The sequence below is a fragment of the Streptomyces sp. NPDC045968 genome, assembly GCF_056430475.1.
The window spans coordinates 516075-534325 of sequence record NZ_JBWKLF010000003.1 but is presented as its reverse complement, the minus strand read 5'-3'; the positions used below and the strand labels follow the sequence as shown (position 1 = coordinate 534325).

The following is an 18251-nucleotide window of genomic DNA, read 5'->3' as shown; positions in this document are numbered from 1 at the left end:
CGCCGCCCGTCCGGTCAGTCGACGACCGGCAGATAGACCCGGTTGCCGGCCGCGGCGAACTCCTTCGACTTCTCCGCCATGCCCACCTCGATCTCCGTCTGCGAGCCACCGTGCTCGCGCCGGATGTCCTGCGAGATCTTCATCGAGCAGAACTTCGGACCGCACATCGAGCAGAAGTGGGCCGTCTTCGCAGGCTCGGCCGGGAGCGTCTCGTCGTGGAACTCCCGTGCCGTGACCGGGTCGAGCGCCAGGTTGAACTGGTCCTCCCAGCGGAACTCGAACCGCGCGTCCGACAACGCGTCGTCCCAGTCCTGCGCTCCCGGGTGCCCCTTGGCCAGGTCCGCCGCGTGCGCCGCGATCTTGTACGTGATGACACCGGTCTTCACGTCGTCCCGGTTGGGCAGGCCCAGGTGCTCCTTGGGCGTGACGTAACAGAGCATCGCCGTGCCCCACCAGGCGATCATCGCGGCGCCGATCCCCGAGGTGATGTGGTCGTACGCCGGGGCGACATCCGTGGTCAGCGGGCCGAGCGTGTAGAACGGCGCCTCCTCGCAGATCTCCTGCTGGAGGTCGATGTTCTCCTTGATCTTGTGCATCGGGACGTGGCCCGGGCCCTCGATCATCGTCTGGACGCCGTAGCGCTTGGCAACGGTGTTCAGCTCGCCCAGAGTGCGCAGTTCGGCGAACTGCGCCTCGTCGTTGGCGTCGGCGATCGAACCGGGCCGCAGCCCGTCGCCCAGCGAGTACGTCACGTCGTACGTCGCGAGGATCTCGCAGAGTTCCTCGAAGTTCTCGTAGAGGAACGACTCCTTGTGGTGCGCGAGGCACCAGGCGGCCATGATCGAGCCGCCGCGCGAGACGATGCCGGTCTTGCGGCGCGCGGTCATCGGCACGTACGGCAGGCGCACACCGGCGTGCACCGTCATGTAGTCGACGCCCTGCTCGGCCTGCTCGATGACGGTGTCCTTGTAGATCTCCCAGGTCAGTTCCTCGGCCCTGCCGTCGACCTTTTCGAGGGCCTGGTAGAGCGGCACGGTGCCGATCGGTACGGGAGAGTTGCGCAGCACCCACTCACGGGTGGTGTGGATATTGCGGCCGGTGGAGAGGTCCATGACCGTGTCGGCGCCCCACTTGGTCGCCCAGGTCATCTTGTCCACCTCCTCCTCGATGGAGGAGGTGACCGCGGAGTTGCCGATGTTCGCGTTGACCTTCACCAGGAACCGCTTGCCGATGATCATCGGCTCGATCTCCGGGTGGTTGACGTTGACCGGCATGACGGCCCGGCCCGCGGCGATCTCCTCGCGTACGACCTCGGGCTCGACGTTCTCCCGGATCGCGACGTACTCCATCTCCGGCGTGATCTCACCGCGCCGGGCGTACGCGAGCTGGGTGACGGGCCGTCCGTCGCGGCTGCGACGCGGCTGACGCGGACGGCCGGGGAAGACCGCGTCGAGGTTGCGCAGCCCGCCGCGCGGCGAGGTGTGCTTGAGCCCGTCGTCCTCGGGGCGGCCGGGGCGCCCGGCGTACTCCTCGGTGTCCCCGCGGGCGATGATCCAGTTCTCCCGCAGCGGAGTGAGTCCGCGTCGGACGTCGGTGTCGATGGTGGGATCGGTGTACGGCCCCGACGTGTCGTACAGCGTCACGTCCTTGCCGTTGGTGAGGTGCACCTGACGGACCGGCACCCGGAGGTCCGGGCGCGAGCCCTGGACGTACCCCTTGTGCCAGCCGATGGACTTCCCGGCCTCGTCGTTCGATGCGTCCTGCGCGTTGTGCGCGTTCTGCGTCGAGGCAGGCGTGCGTGCGTCCGCTGTGGTCATGAGACCTACTCCCTACGCCGGCATTACCCGGTAACAGGTTCGGCGGTCGGCGCAGCCTGTCCCGTACCGGTGTACGGAGGTCAGCGCCCTCTCAGCCCGGTGCTCCGAGCTCCCGCGTGTGCAAAGGTGCCACCACGCTAGCGTTCTTCATGGCGTGCTGAATAGGGGGCCCCACCCGTTCTTGCGATGATCGCCCGGTGACCTCCTCCCAAAGCGATCCCGAACAGCAGGGCCACTCGCACGGCCACTCGCACAGCCATGGCCCTGCCGCCCCCGTCTCCCAGCATCTGCGCAAGGTCATCGCGGCGGTGCTGATTCCGTTCGCCGCGGCGGTCCTTGTCGGGCTCGTGGCGTTCTGGCCGGGCGGCGCACCCGACCACGAGCGCACAGGTGTCGGCTTCGACCGGCAGACCGAGTCCGGCACGGTGGTCCAGGTCGACATGGTGGACTGCGCGGACGTCAACGCCGCGCAGGTACCGGCGACCGGTGACACCTCGACGCCCTCGGGGCGCGAGGCGGTCAACGAGCAGACGGGGGAATGCAAGAAGGCCACGATCGAGGTGACCAGCGGCAAGGACAAGGGCCGGACCTTCGCCGAGATCGTCCAGCCCGATGCCCCGAGGCAACTGCGTGAGGGTCAGGGCGTGGTCGTGGCGTACGCGCCCGACGCGCCCCGTGATCTCCAGTACTCGGTGACCGACGTGAACCGGAAGCTCCCGATGGCGCTGCTGGCCGGGATCTTCGCACTGGCCGTGGTGGCGGTGGGCAGGATGCGCGGCGTGATGGCGCTGGTCGCGCTCGCTGTCTCGTTCGCCGTGCTGACCCTCTTCATCCTGCCGGCGATTCTCCAGGGATCGAACCCCCTGGTCGTGGCGGTGATCGGGGCGAGCGCCATCATGCTGGCGGCGCTCTACATGTGCCACGGACTGACCGCGCGCACGTCCGTGGCCGTCATCGGCACGCTCATCTCACTGCTGCTGATCGGCCTGCTCGGCTCGCTCTTCATCGGCTGGGCGAGCCTGTCCGGCAACACCGACGACAACACCGGTCTCATCCACGGCCTGTATCCGGACATCGACATGAGCGGTCTGTTGCTGGCCGGCGTCATCATCGGTTCGCTCGGTGTGCTCGACGACGTGACCGTCACCCAGACATCGGCGGTCTGGGAACTGCACCAGGCGGACCCGACGATGGGGGCCCGGAAGCTCTACAAGGCGGGGATCAGGATCGGCCGCGATCACATCGCCTCGGTCGTCAACACGCTCGTCCTCGCCTACGCGGGGGCCGCGCTGCCCCTGCTGCTGCTCTTCTCCATCGCCCAGAGCAGCATGGGGACGGTGGCCAACAGCGAACTGGTGGCGGTGGAGATCGTCCGGACGCTGGTCGGCTCGATCGGGCTGGTCGCCTCTGTGCCGGTGACGACCGCGCTCGCGGCGCTGGTGGTCTCCGCGGACCGCACAGGGTCCGGCGCGGAAGCCGGAGCTCCTGCACCCGTACGGACCGGGAGAGGGCGTCGTCGCAAGGTGTAGCGGCGGGCACCTCTTCAGCCGGCGTTCTGCTCCTCGGCGAGAATCCGTCCCAGTGCCTCTTCGAGGTTGCCCTCGAAGTCACTCAGCGTGTGCTCCTGACCCAGTGGGACCAGTTTGTCCGTCCGGTCGAGAAACGCCACCAGAGGCGCCGTGCCGGCCCGGAAGAGGGCACGGTCCTCTCCCACCTGGAGCCGGATGTGTACATCGGAAAGCCCTTCGGGCTCGGTGGGACCGATGTGCACATCGCCGTCACCGCTGGGACTGTTGAGACCGTCGAGCAGCAGCTCACGGCCAAAAGCCCAGGTGACAGGGGCGTCGCCTGGGAGGTGGAAGGTCATCCGGATCGCGTAAGGATCAGCAACCTCGTACCGGAGCTCCACCGGAATACGGAAAGAGAGCTCCTCGGAAACGAGGAAGCTCATCATGACCTCTGCTTGAACCGACTCGCGCATCGTTTAACCCCGCGGTAGATGAAACTGGCCAGGAATGATCCCCGGTGGCCCTATTGACGCCATCGTGGTGCACGCGCTAGCAGATCACAAGGAGTGATTTTTCAGATACTGATAGAGAGCACAAGCGAACGCAAGAGGTCTGCGACTTCGTTCCGTAGTTGCTCGATCGCTGGGAGCAATCGCTCCTGTTGGTCGAGGGGCAAAGAAATGGCCATCGCCGCGACGGTGGTGCCCACCGTGATCGGGATGGCCGCGCAGATCGTTCCCATGGCATATTCCTGTCGCTCAATGACAGGCTCCATGCGTTCAGTTGATCGCAATCGCTCAAGAAGCGACTCCCGATCTCGCACAGAGTGACGAGTCAGGGGCTGCACCGGGTGACGGTCGAGGTGGTCCCCGCGGGCGGTCTCGTCGAGCTGTCTCAGCAGGCACTGGCCGATCGCATGGGCGTGGCCGGTCTCGGCGAACGCGGCCCATTCGTCGACGGCGGGATTGGCCGGGGTGTCCGCGACCGCGATGAGCTCGATCTCACCCTCGCGGTAGATGGCGCAGTACACCGGCACACCGATGACGTCACGCCATCGCGTGAGCGAATCGGTCATGGCGCTGCGACGATTCTGCACGGCACCACCGTCGATCAGCCGCTCGGCGGCGTCCCCGAAGCGGAAGACGCCGTTCTCCCGGCGCAGATAGCCCTCATGGGTCAGGGTGCGCAACAGGTGGTACGCGGTCGGAAGCGGAAGTCCGGCTTCCCGAGCGAGCTGCTTGGCGGGCGCCCCGTCGCGATGGGTGCCCACAGCCTCCAGCAGCCTCAATGCCCGCTGCACCGAACCGATCAACGTCGGTACAGCGGTATTCGTTGCTGTGGTCACAGGTCACCCCCAGGCATGGTGACGGGCGTTCAGCCCTCCCGTGGGGGCCGCCCCCACGGACTGCCACGAACCTGGGTCCGGAGACCGGACTGACGTACAAACCAATGGTCAACGCGGTGACGGACGGTTACTTCCCAGGTGGCGGCAGCGATTCGCCACTGTATCGGCACCGTACGTCCGAAATGGGTTTTCGTCCGGGACTTAGCTCAGCTGGCCTAATCGCCCCGCGACGACCGTCACTACCAGTCACGTCCCGAGGAGGACGAGGACGTGAACTTCCGTACGACGAAGACCAGACCACCGACCAGAACGGCGAATACCAGCACCTTGAAGAGCAGGCCGATGACGAAGCCCACCACGCTGGCGATCAGGCCGCCGAACACGACGATCGCGATGACGGGCACCGCGACCCACTTCACCCACCAGGGCATCCCCGCGAATATCTCCCGCACCGCCATCGTCCTTACCTCGTCTCCCTGAGTTCCTGCTTCGATGCTAGAGCCGCGGGGGTGGCCGGCGGGCCCTCCCGATCCCTTGAACTCCCCTGATCGATCCCCTAGGGAGTCCCCGGGACCTACTCAGCTCTCCGGGGGAGAGAAGACCACCATGACCCGCAGATCCTCGGTGATGTGGTGGAACTTGTGGGCCACTCCCGCCGGTACGTAGACGACGCTGCCCCTGCCCACCTGCGTCGTCTCCATGCCGACCGTGATCGCCGCACGGCCGCTCACGACGAAGTAGACCTCGTCCTGCTGATGGGGCTGCTGCGGGTCGAGCTGGCCCGCGTCCAGCGCGTAGAGACCGACCGACATATTGCGTTCCCGCACGAACTGGAGGTACGCGCCGTCGTTGGCGGCCCGCTCCGCCTCCAGTTCGTCCAGCCTGAATGCCTTCATCGCCCGTCCGCCCCTTGTTCCGCACTGCCGGTATCGGCCACCGATCATGTCTGCCACGATCAGACACATGAAGAATTTCGTAGTCAAGACGATCGCCAACGCGGGTGCGCTGGCCGTGGCCATCTGGCTGCTCAGTGACATCACGCTGACCGGCCACGACACCTGGAACAAGGTGCTCACGCTGGTCCTGGTCGCGCTTCTCTTCGGCCTGGTGAACTTTGTCGTCAAGCCGGTGGTGCAGCTGCTGACACTCCCGCTGTTCATCCTGACGCTGGGGCTGATCACACTGGTGGTCAATGCCCTGATGCTGATGCTGACCTCATGGCTGGCCGATCTGTTCGATCTGAGCTTCCACGTCGAAGGCTTCTGGACCGCCGTCCTCGGTGGTCTGATCATCTCGGTCGTCTCCTGGGCGCTGAACGTCGTGCTCCCCGACGAGGACTGATCCGGGCCTTCTGAAACAGTGCAGGCCGGACCGGTGACAGACCGGGGAGAGAAGCGAGGGAGCAGCATGAGCACCATGGGCGACGGGACACGGGCGGTGCGGGCCGGGCTGCCCGACCCCGCGCAGTACGAACCCACCCTGCCCGGCCCGGTATTCGCCGCGCACTTCCATCTGTCCGGAGAGCCGGTTGGCCCGTACACCTACGGCCGCGAGACCAACCCGACGTGGACCCATCTGGAACGCGCCATCAGCGAGCTGGAGGCGCCCGGGGAGCCGGTCGAGACCACGGTGTTCGCCTCCGGAATGGCGGCGATCACGGCCGTCCTGCTGTCGCAGACCCGCACGGGCGACGTGGTGGTGCTGCCGGACGACGGTTATCAGGCGCTGCCGCTGGTCCGCGAGCAGCTGGAGGCGTACGGCATCGAGGTGCGGACCGCGCCGACCGGCGGCGACGCCCAGCTGGCGGTCCTGGAAGGGGCCAAGCTGCTCTGGATCGAGACCCCGTCCAACCCCGGCCTCGACGTCTGTGACGTGCGGCGGCTCGTGGAGGCCGCGCACCTGGCGGGCGCCCTGGTCGCCGTCGACAACACGCTGGCCACCCCGATCGGTCAGCGTCCGCTGGAGCTGGGCGCCGACTTCTCGGTGGCCAGTGACACCAAGGGCATGACGGGGCACGGCGACCTCCTGCTCGGCCACGTGACCTGCCGCGATCCCCAGCTGACGGCAGGTGTACGGCGCTGGCGCAAGGTCGTCGGCGCGATTCCCGGGCCGATGGAGGCATGGCTCGCACATCGTTCGCTGTCCACGCTCCAGCTGCGGATCGACCGGCAGTGCGCGACCGCCCTCACCCTCGCCGAGGCTCTGAGCAAGCGCGCCGATGTCAGCGGTCTGCGATACCCGGGCCTGCCGGCCGATCCCTCGTACCCGAACGCGGTGCGGCAGATGCGGCGCTTCGGCTCGGTGGTGTCGTTCGTGCTGGCCGACCGGGAGACGGCGGAACGCTTCCTTGCCGGGCTGCGGCTGGTCGACGACGCGACGAGCTTCGGTGGCGTACGTTCCACCGCCGAACGCCGGGCCCGCTGGGGAGGGGACGCCGTGCCCGAGGGCTTCATCCGCTTCTCGGTCGGCGCCGAGGACCCCGAGGACCTGCTCGCCGACGTGGCACGCGCGCTCGACGAGGCATCCCGGTAACAGCCCTGCTCAGCAGGGGTGTCCGCTGATACGGGCGGCCCGAGCCTCCCCCCTCGTGGCTCGGACCGCCCCGGTTCCACGCGCGAAGAACCACTTCCACAAGGCTAGTTGACTCAGCGTCAGTGTCCAATCACAGTAGCGACAGCGGCCTATCGACATATTTATGGTTGTCCGGGTCCGAAGCGTCGCGAGCGTGGGAGGAGGCGGGTCATGGACCTGGCCCTGCTGCGCACCTTCGTCACCGTGCACCGGGCGGGGTCGTTCACCCGGGCCGCCGCCCTGCTCGGCTTGTCGCAGCCCGCCGTCACCTCGCAGATACGGACCCTGGAACGTCAGCTCGGCCGCCCCCTCTTTCTGCGCCGCGCCCGTGGTGTCACCCCGACCAGCATCGGCGACGAGCTGGCGCACCGGGCCGCTCCCCATCTGGACGCCCTGGTGGAGATCGCCGAGACCGGACTCGACGAGGAGGCGGGCGTACGGACGCTTCACCTGGCCGGACCACCGGAGTTCACCTCCGTACGCGCCCTGCCCGCGCTCACTCCGCTGCTCTCGCAGGGACTCACGCTGCGCAGCTCGTTCAGTGCGAACGCCGAGGAGACGATGGAGGGGCTGGCCGCCGGCCATCACGATCTGGCGATCACGACGGCCCGGCCGCGCGGCGGGCTGCTCACCTCGACAACCCTCTGCGACGAGGAACACGTCCTGGTGGCGGCGCCGCGCTGGGCCGGCCGCCTGGGGCCCGGGACGCTCCGGCACAAGGGGCCGGTGGTGCTGGAACAGCTGCCGGTGGTCGAGGTGCACGAGAGCCTGCCCTTCGTCTCCCGCTACTGGGCCGCCGTGTTCGACAGCCGGCCCGCGGCGTCCGCGACCGTGATCACTCCGGATCTGCGGGCGGTCCTGGAGTGCGCCGCGGCGGGTGCCGGGCTCGCCGTACTGCCGCGGTATCTGTGCGAACAGGCGCTGGAGCGGGGCGAGGTCGTGGCGCTGCTCGATCCTCCGGTGCCGCCCCTGCGCACGTACTTCCTCGCCGCGCGTACCGGCACACTCGCACTGCCGCACATCGCGCGGGCGCACGAGTGGCTGGTGCGCGCTGCGGTCGACTGGTGACCGGTGGGCCCGGGGGAGTTTCAGATCGGGTCCCACGGGCCACTCTCTTGCCATGACCGAACGTCCTGTGGTCAAGCGCACCGCACGTGCCATCCTGCTCGACGGCGACGACCTCATCCTCATCAAGCGCACCAAGCCAGGGGTTGATCCGTACTGGCTCACGCCGGGTGGCGGGGTCGAGCCCGAGGACACCACCGTCGTCGACGCCCTGCACCGCGAGGTCGACGAAGAACTCGGCGCCAAGATCACCGATGTCGTGCCCTGCTTCGTGGACACCGTGGAACACATCGCGGGCGGAGGGGTGAAGGGCGTCAAGGTCCAGCACTTCTTCGTCTGCCGACTGGAGTCGATGGACCCCTCACGGCGGCACGGACCGGAGATCGACGACCCCTGTGGGGAGTATGAGATCGTACGGGTGCCCTTCAGCCGGATCGGAATCGCCGCGGTCCATCTCGTACCGCTGTCGCTGCGGCACTACCTCGACGGAAACATCGAAGGCGTCCGGGCGATGCACGCCTCCGACCTGGGCTGACCCGGCGTCGGCAGCCGGGCGTCGAGGCGGACAGTTGCTCAGGCGCCGGGTGTCCATCGCTGCCGGGAACAGGGCGCGCAGATGCGGATACCGGATGCGCGCTTCCTGCCTCACGGCTCTCCGGGCGGCACTCCCGGGTGCCCGCGTACGCCGAGGCACGTACGTGCGGATACTCCCGCTGTCAGACGACCGATCGCTGGGCGCTTGACAGCGTGTTTCACGTGAAACCACTCAACCGACGCACCCGCAGAAGTCTCCTCGTCTCCCATGTCGCGGTCTCCGTGAGCTGGCTGGGCCTCACCGTCGGCCTGCTGACTCTCGGGCTCGCCGCCTTGCTCACGGATGACACCGCCACCGCTCAGGCCGCCACCCGGGCCATGAAGATCTTCGGCGACTGGCTGGTCGTACCGGTCGCCCTCCTGTCACTCCTCACCGGTCTGGTGCTGGCACTCGGCACCCCGTGGGGGCTGGCGAGGCATCGGTGGGTCTGGGCGAAATTCTGGATCACCCTGGTCACCACAGGTCTGTCGATCTTCTCGCTGCGCCCGGGGATCAACGAGGCCGCGGCAGGCGGCGCCATCGACGCCGATCTGGTGGTCGGCCCAGCGGTGGCCACAGCCACCTATCTGTTCGTCACAGCCGTCTCGGTACTCAAGCCCTGGGGACTGACCCAGCGGGGCCGGCGCCTGCGCGTCTCGGCCAGATCCGCTAAAGCGGTGGACGAACGATCATCGCATCGGACAGCCTGACCCCTATGCACAGCCCACAGCCTCGCCCGCTCGCCGAACTGCCCATCCGGCGCCTCACCCGGGCAGACCTCGTCCCTTGCGCCGACCTCTGCGAGGACCGTGGATGGTCGCGCGACGAGCACCGGTGGGGCCTGCTCCTCTCCGCCGGTACGGGCTACGGCATCGATGACCCCGACGGTAAGGGCCTGGCCGCGGTCTGTGTGGTGACGTCGAACGGAGCGGAACTCGCCTCCATCGGCATGGTGCTCGTCGCCGGCCGGTACGCACGGCAGGGGCTCGGCCGACGGCTGATGCGGTACGTGATCGAGTCGTCGGGGGAGACTCCGCTCTCGTTGTACGCCACCACCGAGGGGCAGCCGCTCTACGAGCAGCTGGGCTTCGCCGTGGTGGGCCGGGCCAGCCGTATCGCCGGTCATTTCCGGCCGATGGACGGCGAGCGTGACGAGTCCCCCGGCGCCCTCCCGGCGACCATCCGCCCGGCGACGGCCGACGATCTCCAGAGCATCCTCCGCCTGGACGCCGATACGTTCGGCGCCGACCGGACCCACATCATCACGCGCCTGCCGGCCTTCTCCGACCGGCTGCTCGTCGCGGAGGACGGTGGCGCGCTCGTCGGGTACGCGGCGTTCTGGCCGAGTGGGAACGTCCATTCCATCGGCCCGCTGGTCGCCCGCGACACCGCCACCGCCAAGGCCCTCGTCAGCGCGCTCGCCGCGTCGACGGACCGCCCCCTGCGCGCCGATATCGACGCACGGCACCAGGAACTGCTCGACTGGCTCGGCGAGCACGGCATGGAGCGGGGCTCCAGCACCGCGATCATGATCTATGGAAGCGCGGCACCTCCGGGCGACTGGACCCGCCGGTTCGCCCCGCTGACGGTCGCGACGGGCTGAGGCGGCCCGCGTAGGTGATGGACCCGAGGATCATGGTCATTGCAGACGCTGGCTAATTGCATGCGCGGGCTATTGCGAATGTCCCCTATCCTGGAGGCACGCAGCTCCACACGGAGGAGAGACCATGACCGCGACAGACCCCGCCCTGACCGCCCTCTCCCAGGGCTGGTGCGCGCTCTCCCTGCTCCACGGGAAGATCGAGGCCCGCATCGAGCGGGCCCTGCAGGCGGGCCACGGCCTGAGCGTGCGGGAGTATTCGCTCCTCGACGTCCTGAGCCGGCAGCACAGCGGTCGTGGTGGTCATCTCCAGATGAAGCAGGTCGCGGACGCCGTCGTGCTGAGCCAGAGCGCCACCACCCGCCTGGTCACCCGGCTCGAGGATCGCGGCCTGCTGACCCGGTATCTCTGCGACACCGACCGTCGCGGCATCTACACCGATGTCACCGCCGCCGGACTGGCCCTGCTCGCGGAGGCCCGGCCGACCAATGACACCGCGCTGCGGGCCGCCCTCGACGAAGCCGCGCTGAATCCCGAGCTGGCTCCGCTCGTCACCGCGGTGGAACAGCTGAAGGTTCCCGCGTAACCCCTGCTAGCTGCGTATTCTGCGGAATATGAACGATCTTGCAATACGTCCTGCGGCGCTCTCCGACATCCCTGCCGTCGTGGCCATGCTGGCCGACGACCCCCTCGGCGCACAGCGGGAGTCGCCGGACGATCTCACCCCGTACACCACGGCGTTCCAGCGCCTTGCCGATGATCCGAACCAGCACCTTGTCGTCGCGGTGCGCGAGGAACGGGTCGTCGGGACACTCCAGCTGACGATCATCCCCGGCCTGTCCCGGCGCGGCTCGACACGTTCGATGATCGAGGGCGTCCGCGTCCATGCCGACGAACGGGGCAGCGGGCTCGGTACCCAGATGATCCAGTGGGCCGTGGACGAATCGCGGCGCCAGGATTGCCAGCTGGTCCAGCTGACGTCCGATGCCACCCGCACCGACGCGCGGCGCTTCTACGAGCGCCTCGGCTTCACCGCCAGTCACCTGGGATTCAAGCTCACGCTCTGAACTTGTTCTTCAGGGGTGCGTACTGGCTGGGGGACGCCACCCGCGCTCACGGTTCGCCATGAAGTGATTATTTGCCTGGAGCGCGCCGCCACGTGGTGACGTCGCCGTTTCGGACCCCCTGGAGGCCGTGGTGCACCACATCACAGACGAGCAGCGCCGGATCAGACTCGGCCGACGTCACCGGCTCGCGCCGTCGGCGCGGGCCGACTCCGTAGGAGCAGTGGCTGACGCCGTCGTCGCCCTGCATGCCACCGACGCCGCCACCGTCTTCCTCTCGGTCTGCGCACGGCTCTCACAGGCCGGCGTCGAGCCGGTGGAACAGGCTCTCTACGGGGACGTCTCGCTGGTCCGGCTGCTCTCCATGCGCAACACCCTCTTCACCGTCTCCAGGGAGCTCGCTCCCTACGTCGACGCGTCGAACGCACGGGCCGTGGCGGTCAAGGAACGTCGCACCCTCCTCAAGCACTTCGCGGAGGACGCCGGCGGGCTGGACGAGGACTGGCTGGCCGAGGCCGAGCGGGAGGTCCTCGCCGTGCTGACGGCGCGCGGCCGGGCCATCGGCAGCGAACTGTCCGCCGCGGTACCGGCTCTCCGTACGAAGATCACCGTCTTCCCGGGCAAGAAGTACGAGACGGTCCAGGGCGTCGCCTCCCGGATCATCCGCATCATGGCCGCCGAAGGGCACATCCGGCGGGACCGGCCCCGTGGCTCCTGGACGTCCAGCCAGTTCCGCTGGACGGCATCGGAGCCCTGGCCCGCCCTTCCTCCGGCTGAGGCACAGGCAGAGCTGGCCCTGCGCTGGCTCCGTTCGTACGGGCCCGCGACCGAGGCCGACCTCAAGTGGTGGACCGGCTGGGGCCTGGGACAGGCCCGGAAGGCACTCGCGGCGGCCGGGGCCGAGGAGGTACGGCTCGACGGCGGGGCCATCGCGTGGGTCGCGCCCGGGGACACCTCCCCCGAACCCGCCCCGGAACCCTGGGCCGCGCTGCTGCCGGCTCTCGACCCCAGCGCGATGGGCTGGGCCGACCGGGGCTTTCACCTTCCCTCCGAGCACCGTGCCGCCCTCTTCGACCGAGCCGGCAACATCGGCCCGACGGTCTGGTGGAACGGCAGGATCGTCGGTGGCTGGGCCCAGCGCGCCGACGGGGAACCCGTCTGGCGCCTGCTGTCCGACGTCGGCCGGGACGCCTCCACCGCCATCGCGGCAGAGGCGTCCCGGATGACGGAGTGGGTGGGCGAGACCCGTATCACTCCGCGCTTCCGCACCCCGCTGGAGCGCGAACTGACCACCTGAGCCATGGCATGGCGCTTCAGACGGTGTTTCACGTGAAACGAAGCGACGGCTACGCGAGTCGCTCAGAGGGCGAGTCCCCGCCAGCCCTCCGCGTCCACACCGCCGGGAACCGCTGCGGTCGGCTCGTACGGTTCGCGCGTGAAGACGAACGACCCCAGGTCGAGATGGTCCACTGCACCCTCGCCGTTCCGTACGACGCGAAGCGTTTCCCCCGCGTAGTACCCGTCGAGCCCTGTCCACGTACCGTCGGACCGGGACCGGAAGCGGGCACCACGGCCGGCGCCCCGCAGGGGCTGGAGCTCCACGTCCCGGTCTGCTGCCAGCTTCAGGACGTAGGCGTGCGTCCCCCAGTACCAAGGGCCCGTGAGGGCCAGGAGCTCGGTGTCCACCTCGGGCAGGGGCCGCCACGGCGCCGGGATACGAGGCTCCGCGTCGGCGACGATCCGCACGAGGTCGGCGGCGACCGTCGCGATGAGCGGCCCGGAGGTGGCGTTGGTGAGCGCGACCGCGGCCACGTCATCCTCCACACAGAACCACAAGGCGGCCAGGAACCCGGGCAGCGAGCCGGTGTGCCCGACGAGCGTTCGGCCGTCCCTGCGCACGATCTGGAGCCCGAGACCATAGGTGCCGTCCCAGTCGCCCGCCGGGGGCGTGGCCGCCGGTACCCGCATCTCCCGCACCGTCTCCGCGCTGAGAACCTTCTCGTGCCCCTCGGCGAGGAACGCCGCGAAGCGGAGAAGGTCGGCGGTGGTCGACCAGAGCTGACCGGCCGGGGCCATCAGGCCGAGATCCTCGACCGGTTCGGGGAGCATGACGTCCGCCCAGGGGTGCACGGCCCAGCCGCCCGCGTGTGGAGCCATCGGCTGCGTACTCGTACGGTGCATCCCCAGCGGCTCCAGGAGCTCCCGGCGCAGCACCTCCCCCCACGGGGCGTCTCGTACCGCCTCGATCAACGCACCGAGCAAGGTGTAGCCGGGGTTGGAGTAGTGGTGGCCCCTGCCTGCCGTCTGGGTCTTCGGATGGTCGCCGAGGACGTCGGCAAGCTCGGGACGCGCACTCCCCGGTGTCCGCTCCCACCACGGCGCGGGCGACTCGGCGGCCAGACCCGCGCTGTGGCCGAGAAGCTGGAAGACGGTCACGTCACCCACCCCGGTGCCGGGCAGGTGCTTCTCCAGCGGGTCGTCCAGATCGAGCAGTCCCTCGTCACGCAACCGGAGCACCAGAACGGCGGTGAACGTCTTCGTGAGGGAGCCGATCCTGAACTGGGTATCCGCGTCGGGATCGTGGCCCTCGACGCAGCTGCGCGAACCGTTCCAGACGGTCTGCCCGCCCCGCTGCACCGCCGCCACGAACGAGGGCGTACGGCCTTCGGCCTGCGCTGTGGCGATGCGGTGCAGCAAGGCACGTCGCGTACTCGGGAGCAACTCTTCATTGGGGGAGGTCATGGTCAAGAACTACCCGGGCGGCAGTCGTCTGGCGAGCCGATTTCGCGGGGCGCAGAAGGGCCGTCCGACCGGGCCCGGCACGAGACCTGGCCAGGAGGTCAGCGCTTGCGGCTGTAGGTCCTGACCAACGCCCCGTTGTCGAAGGTACGCACGGCGTCGAGCGTGAACTCGATCGCCTCGAAGTCGGAACCGAACATCGGCATTCCGGAGCCGTACACCAGCGGATAGGTCTTGATCACGAGCTCGTCGATCTCGTCGATCAGCTCTCCCGCCACCTGGGAGCCACCGCAGAGCCAGATCCCCAAGTCACCGCTCTCGGCCTTGAGTTCCCGGACACGGCCGACCAGGTCCTCGGAGATCAGCTCCACGTTCGCGTCCGGAGATTCCTTCAGCGTGCGGGAGGCGACGAACTCGCGGAGCTGGGCGTACGGGCTGGTGATGTTGGTGTCCAGCGCCAGCTGGTAGCTGGCGCGACCCTGAATCACGGTGTCGAACCGCTGGCTCTTCGCGTCATGGAACCCCAGAGCCTCCCGCCCCGCAGCCGGAACGGTCTCCGGATACTCCGACTTGAGGAAGGCGAGGAACTCCTCGCTGACGAAGCGGTACATCGATGTCGCGTCGCCACTCGGGTCCCCGATGAAACCGTCGATCGAGCAGGCGATGAAGTAGGTGAGCTTGCGCAAGTGGTCCCCGTTCCACGTAGGCCATCCGGCCATTGAGCATGTCTGTCATCGCGGCGCCGTTGTCCCCCGCCGCAACCACGTCGCCTATAGTGCTTCACCTGTAGTGGTTGCGCAAGGCCCTTTTGAGGGCGACCCGACGGGAGATGCCCCATGGCCAGGAATCCGGAACGCAGAACAGCACTCACCGACGCCGCAATCGAGGTACTGGCGCACGAAGGAGCCCGCGGACTCACGTTCCGCGCCGTGGACGCCCAGGCAGGTGTACCTGTGGGCACGTCCTCCAACTACTTCGCCAACCGGGACGACCTGTTCATGCAGGCGGGCGCGCGTATCAACAGCCGCATGACGCCGGACCCCGCCACGGTCGAAGAAGCGCTGCGCCCCGCGCCCTCACGAGAGCTGGTCACGTCCCTGATGCGATGGCTGGTCCAGCGCATGACGGATGACCGCATCGGCTATCTGGCCATGCTCGAACTGCGCCTGGAAGCCACCCGCCGGCCGGCCCTCCGCGTCCAGCTGACGCAGACGGTGCGCGCGGAGTTCGACGCGAGCGCCGACTTCCACCGGGACGCGGGCCTGCCCGGCGACCACGAGACGTTCCGTGTGCTCTACCTGGCCATGACCGGCGTACTCCTGGAGCACTTCACCCTGCCCGGGATGCTGTCCGACACCGCACTCGACGACCTGGTGGAGAGCGTGGTCACGCAGATCGTGCCCGGCTGACGCCCTCCATCGCCCGCCCCTCAGGAGTGCGCGGAGATTGATGTCGGCCGCCGGTCACATTCCCTCGTCGCGCCGGGTCATAGCTGTGACGGACCCGAAACCCGGCCGGCGCACCCGGCCACCCCCGATGGGAGCACTCCTGATGTCCACCACCTACGTCGTCGTCACTGTCCTGGCCGCCGCCATGGCCGGCTTCTCGGCCGCCTCGGTCTTCCTCCGCGCCCAGTGGGTGGTGCAGCCGCTGGCCGACTACGGCGTCCCCCGGTCGTGGTGGGTCTGGCTCGGTGTGGCCAAGGCCGCGGGCGCGGCGGGCCTCCTGGCCGGCCTGCTCGTGCCGGCCATCGGCGTCCTGGCCGGCGTCGGCCTGGTGCTGTACTTCACCGGCGCCGTCGTCACCGTGATCCGGGCGCGCTCGTACGCCCACATCCCGTTCCCGCTGGTGTACATGGCCCCGGTGGTCGGCGCGCTGGCCCTGGGCATCAGCGCCTGACGGGCCCGGCCTGCTCAGCGGCTGTCGAGGCGGGACGAGTAGGACTTGCTCGTCAGCTGGCCGTCGGTGAAGTAGAAATTGATCGTCGGGTAGGACTCGTTGACGGTGCCCGTGCACTGGATCATGGTGTTCCACCCGCTGGACGACGGGTAGTTGGGGCGCTCGACCCAGATGTCGGTGCACGCCGTACCAGCGATGACGGCGTTGACCTCGGCCAGCGTGTCACCCACGGCGAAGTCCTGCTCGTACTGGACCTTGGTCATGGTCCGGGGCAGATCGTAGGTGTACCAGGCATAGGCGAATTCGAAGCTCTTCTCCTTCTTGAACAGCTGGCCGGCGGCGTTGAAACTGAAATCAGCCGTATGGTCGACGAACTGGTTCATCCCCCAGCACGTCAGCACAGTGGTCCCGCCGGAGCAGTGCGGCTGCGTGCCGATGACGGCCTTGACCTGCTGCATGGTCATACCGAAGGTGACAGCGTCGTACTTGGCGGCGGTGAGGTAGTTCTCATGCGGATCGGGCTTGGGGTTGGCCGATGATGCCGCCGCGGTGGAACCGGCCATGGCGGCCGCGACAAGGGCGACGGTGGCGAGACGACGAAGACGCATCTGCATGCTCCTGACGGAAGGGCGCGACCGTCCGTGTGCGGCTCGGCCGGAGTGACCACAGGACCCGGGACGGTCCCACGGCATCCTCGGGCCTGGGCCTCTCACCGTTCTCTCTGCGCGGTATCCGGCGGCCCTGGCTTCCCTCACTCACGACGCCGCCGGCCAAGGACACAGAACTCGTTGCCTTCAGGGTCTGCCAATACGACCCACGGCTGGTCACCCTGGCCAATATCGACCCGCCGTGCGCCAAGAGCCAACAGACGAGCCACCTCGGCGTCCTGATCATCAGGCCTGAAGTCGAGGTGCAGCCGGTTCTTCACCGTCTTGCCCTCCTCCACCCGGGCGAAGAGCAGCCCCGGCAGGCGATCCGGCTCCGGGCGAATCTCGAACTCTTCAGCGGAGGAGCCGACCACGACCCAGCCAAGCACCTCGGCCCACCACTGCCCCAAGGCCACCGGATCCAGCGAGTCGACATTCACCTGCTCCCATTCCAAGCTCATCCGCCGAGCCTAGATCGGATGCGCCGCGCAGTCTCGCGTTACGGGGCCGGCTGGGCCGGTTGCTTGGCCAACGCTTCTCTCACCTGTCTCAGGCCATGTAACGGCGTCTGCGTCTCAATGCCCATGGCATTTCCTCGAAGCAGTGTCAGACCCGTGCTGGAAGATCCAAGCCATGCTGATAGCGACGAACGAAGCAGGGCGAGTGGTGAGGCGTCCCTCGAAACCGGTGATAGGGACAATGCTCGCCAACCTCCGCCGCGGCAAACAACATCGGCTCGCAGTTCACAAGCGGAGAGGCTCCGCAGCTCGGCTGATCAGGCTCCTCGAAGGTGCGGAGATCACGATGCTGCCGACGAACCTGATCTGTTGGAGCTTCTCCACTGTGGCTCATAGCTGGGGGCTGAATCCCGCAGATCGGTCGAGCAGGAATGGAGGACCCGTCGGCATGGGATCCCAGCCTTGGCTCCGTGCTTCCCGAATACTCGCAACGACGTGAGCCGGCCGGATGGGCCCAGCCTCAACACCCAGCCAATTACTGGGATGGGCCTGACCGCTGGTGACGATCAAGGTCGTGGCCGGCTGGTCCATGTTGGCGACCTCGACCGCATAGGTCATTGGTCTCCAGCAAAGACCCTGCATGTAAGAGGGCTTCCTGCGGATCCGCCAGCGGTAATCGATCCCGTCAACGGATATGCGCCGGGACCCCTTCCTGTTCAGCGTCATCGTGCCCCCCTCTCCTGCCCCGGACTGCAGTGCTTCGCGCTCGACTGGCGCGTGCCCGACGTCCCCGAAGCCACCGCCCGGGACGCCGGGGCCGGCTCCACATCCCGGTCGAGAAGTCGTACTCGCTGGCCGAGGCCGCGGCGGCCCACATCGACAGCCAGGCCGGTCACACGCGCGGGCGCCGGGTCCTGGTCATCTGAACCGCTTCCGGCGCGGTCACACGGCACGGCACGTCGAA

At 68.2% G+C, this 18251-nt stretch carries 21 protein-coding genes and 1 pseudogene; 13 read left to right on the top strand and 9 right to left on the bottom strand.

Annotated elements, in window-relative coordinates:
* Nucleotides 1-14 precede the first annotated feature (14 nt).
* Nucleotides 15-1817 carry a phosphomethylpyrimidine synthase ThiC gene (thiC, locus tag AC07FA_RS12090; RefSeq protein WP_479074953.1) on the bottom strand — a complete coding sequence of 601 codons (1803 nt, stop codon included), beginning with the start codon at nucleotides 1815-1817 and terminating at the stop codon, nucleotides 15-17.
* 197 nt (nucleotides 1818-2014) lie between these two features.
* On the opposite strand from thiC, the gene AC07FA_RS12085 reads away from it, so the two are divergent.
* Nucleotides 2015-3346 carry a YibE/F family protein gene (locus AC07FA_RS12085; protein WP_479074951.1) on the top strand — a complete coding sequence of 444 codons (1332 nt, stop codon included), beginning with the start codon at nucleotides 2015-2017 and terminating at the stop codon, nucleotides 3344-3346.
* Nucleotides 3347-3360: 14 nt separating this feature from the next.
* Here AC07FA_RS12085 and AC07FA_RS12080 read toward each other — a convergent pair whose 3' ends face one another.
* From AC07FA_RS12080 to AC07FA_RS12065, 4 genes are all read right to left on the bottom strand, one after another.
* Nucleotides 3361-3798 carry an SsgA family sporulation/cell division regulator gene (locus AC07FA_RS12080; RefSeq protein ID WP_383788776.1) on the bottom strand — a complete coding sequence of 146 codons (438 nt, stop codon included), beginning with the start codon at nucleotides 3796-3798 and terminating at the stop codon, nucleotides 3361-3363.
* A gap of 101 nt (nucleotides 3799-3899) precedes the next feature.
* Entirely contained in the window at nucleotides 3900-4670 is a 771-nt protein-coding gene (locus AC07FA_RS12075) for an IclR family transcriptional regulator (protein WP_479074949.1), read from the bottom strand.
* Between the two features lie 239 nt (nucleotides 4671-4909).
* The gene (locus AC07FA_RS12070) at nucleotides 4910-5122 is read right to left on the bottom strand and encodes a DUF5326 family protein (protein WP_479074948.1); all 213 of its coding nucleotides are present in this window, start codon (nucleotides 5120-5122) and stop codon (nucleotides 4910-4912) included.
* A gap of 126 nt (nucleotides 5123-5248) precedes the next feature.
* Nucleotides 5249-5566 carry a cupin domain-containing protein gene (locus AC07FA_RS12065; RefSeq protein ID WP_479074947.1) on the bottom strand — a complete coding sequence of 106 codons (318 nt, stop codon included), beginning with the start codon at nucleotides 5564-5566 and terminating at the stop codon, nucleotides 5249-5251.
* A 67-nt stretch (nucleotides 5567-5633) separates the two neighbouring features.
* On the opposite strand from AC07FA_RS12065, the gene AC07FA_RS12060 reads away from it, so the two are divergent.
* From AC07FA_RS12060 to AC07FA_RS12020, 9 genes are all read left to right on the top strand, one after another.
* On the top strand, nucleotides 5634-6011 hold the full coding sequence (locus tag AC07FA_RS12060; RefSeq protein WP_479074946.1) for a phage holin family protein: 378 nt from the start codon (nucleotides 5634-5636) through the stop codon (nucleotides 6009-6011).
* A gap of 66 nt (nucleotides 6012-6077) precedes the next feature.
* Nucleotides 6078-7202 (top strand): cystathionine gamma-lyase, encoded by a 1125-nt coding sequence (locus tag AC07FA_RS12055; protein ID WP_479074945.1) that lies wholly within the window; start codon nucleotides 6078-6080, stop codon nucleotides 7200-7202.
* Between the two features lie 210 nt (nucleotides 7203-7412).
* Nucleotides 7413-8309, top strand: coding sequence for a LysR family transcriptional regulator (locus AC07FA_RS12050; RefSeq protein WP_479074943.1), 897 nt, complete (start codon nucleotides 7413-7415; stop codon nucleotides 8307-8309).
* A 52-nt stretch (nucleotides 8310-8361) separates the two neighbouring features.
* Complete coding sequence (locus AC07FA_RS12045; RefSeq protein ID WP_383788794.1) at nucleotides 8362-8841, top strand: NUDIX domain-containing protein; 480 nt, start codon at nucleotides 8362-8364, stop codon at nucleotides 8839-8841.
* A gap of 221 nt (nucleotides 8842-9062) precedes the next feature.
* Nucleotides 9063-9590 carry a DUF2269 domain-containing protein gene (locus AC07FA_RS12040; RefSeq protein ID WP_479074942.1) on the top strand — a complete coding sequence of 176 codons (528 nt, stop codon included), beginning with the start codon at nucleotides 9063-9065 and terminating at the stop codon, nucleotides 9588-9590.
* Nucleotides 9591-9595: 5 nt separating this feature from the next.
* The gene (locus tag AC07FA_RS12035; RefSeq protein ID WP_479074941.1) at nucleotides 9596-10483 is read left to right on the top strand and encodes a GNAT family N-acetyltransferase; all 888 of its coding nucleotides are present in this window, start codon (nucleotides 9596-9598) and stop codon (nucleotides 10481-10483) included.
* A 124-nt stretch (nucleotides 10484-10607) separates the two neighbouring features.
* Nucleotides 10608-11066: a MarR family winged helix-turn-helix transcriptional regulator gene (locus tag AC07FA_RS12030; protein WP_479074940.1), complete on the top strand. Its 459-nt coding sequence runs from the start codon at nucleotides 10608-10610 to the stop codon at nucleotides 11064-11066.
* 28 nt (nucleotides 11067-11094) lie between these two features.
* Complete coding sequence (locus tag AC07FA_RS12025) at nucleotides 11095-11547, top strand: GNAT family N-acetyltransferase (RefSeq protein WP_479074938.1); 453 nt, start codon at nucleotides 11095-11097, stop codon at nucleotides 11545-11547.
* 130 nt (nucleotides 11548-11677) lie between these two features.
* Nucleotides 11678-12841, top strand: a complete 1164-nt coding sequence (locus AC07FA_RS12020) for a winged helix DNA-binding domain-containing protein (RefSeq protein WP_479074936.1) — start codon at nucleotides 11678-11680, stop codon at nucleotides 12839-12841.
* Between the two features lie 62 nt (nucleotides 12842-12903).
* Here AC07FA_RS12020 and AC07FA_RS12015 read toward each other — a convergent pair whose 3' ends face one another.
* Nucleotides 12904-14286: a serine hydrolase domain-containing protein gene (locus AC07FA_RS12015; protein WP_479074934.1), complete on the bottom strand. Its 1383-nt coding sequence runs from the start codon at nucleotides 14284-14286 to the stop codon at nucleotides 12904-12906.
* A gap of 98 nt (nucleotides 14287-14384) precedes the next feature.
* Entirely contained in the window at nucleotides 14385-14969 is a 585-nt protein-coding gene (locus AC07FA_RS12010; protein ID WP_479075174.1) for a dihydrofolate reductase family protein, read from the bottom strand.
* A 150-nt stretch (nucleotides 14970-15119) separates the two neighbouring features.
* Here AC07FA_RS12010 and AC07FA_RS12005 point away from each other — a divergent pair, with 150 nt between their 5' ends.
* Together AC07FA_RS12005 and AC07FA_RS12000 are read left to right on the top strand one after the other, a co-directional pair.
* Nucleotides 15120-15692 carry a TetR/AcrR family transcriptional regulator gene (locus tag AC07FA_RS12005; protein ID WP_479074932.1) on the top strand — a complete coding sequence of 191 codons (573 nt, stop codon included), beginning with the start codon at nucleotides 15120-15122 and terminating at the stop codon, nucleotides 15690-15692.
* Between the two features lie 142 nt (nucleotides 15693-15834).
* On the top strand, nucleotides 15835-16182 hold the full coding sequence (locus tag AC07FA_RS12000; RefSeq protein WP_479074930.1) for a DoxX family protein: 348 nt from the start codon (nucleotides 15835-15837) through the stop codon (nucleotides 16180-16182).
* A 14-nt stretch (nucleotides 16183-16196) separates the two neighbouring features.
* On the opposite strand, the gene AC07FA_RS11995 is transcribed toward AC07FA_RS12000, so the two are convergent.
* Both AC07FA_RS11995 and AC07FA_RS11990 read right to left on the bottom strand, forming a co-directional pair.
* Entirely contained in the window at nucleotides 16197-16790 is a 594-nt protein-coding gene (locus AC07FA_RS11995) for a BLIP family beta-lactamase inhibitor (RefSeq protein ID WP_479074928.1), read from the bottom strand.
* Nucleotides 16791-16933: 143 nt separating this feature from the next.
* Nucleotides 16934-17290, bottom strand: a complete 357-nt coding sequence (locus AC07FA_RS11990; RefSeq protein ID WP_479074926.1) for a VOC family protein — start codon at nucleotides 17288-17290, stop codon at nucleotides 16934-16936.
* An 809-nt stretch (nucleotides 17291-18099) separates the two neighbouring features.
* Here AC07FA_RS11990 and AC07FA_RS11985 point away from each other — a divergent pair.
* Nucleotides 18100-18213, top strand: a pseudogene (locus tag AC07FA_RS11985) (zinc-binding dehydrogenase); the annotation flags it as partial.
* Nucleotides 18214-18251: the final 38 nt, after the last annotated feature.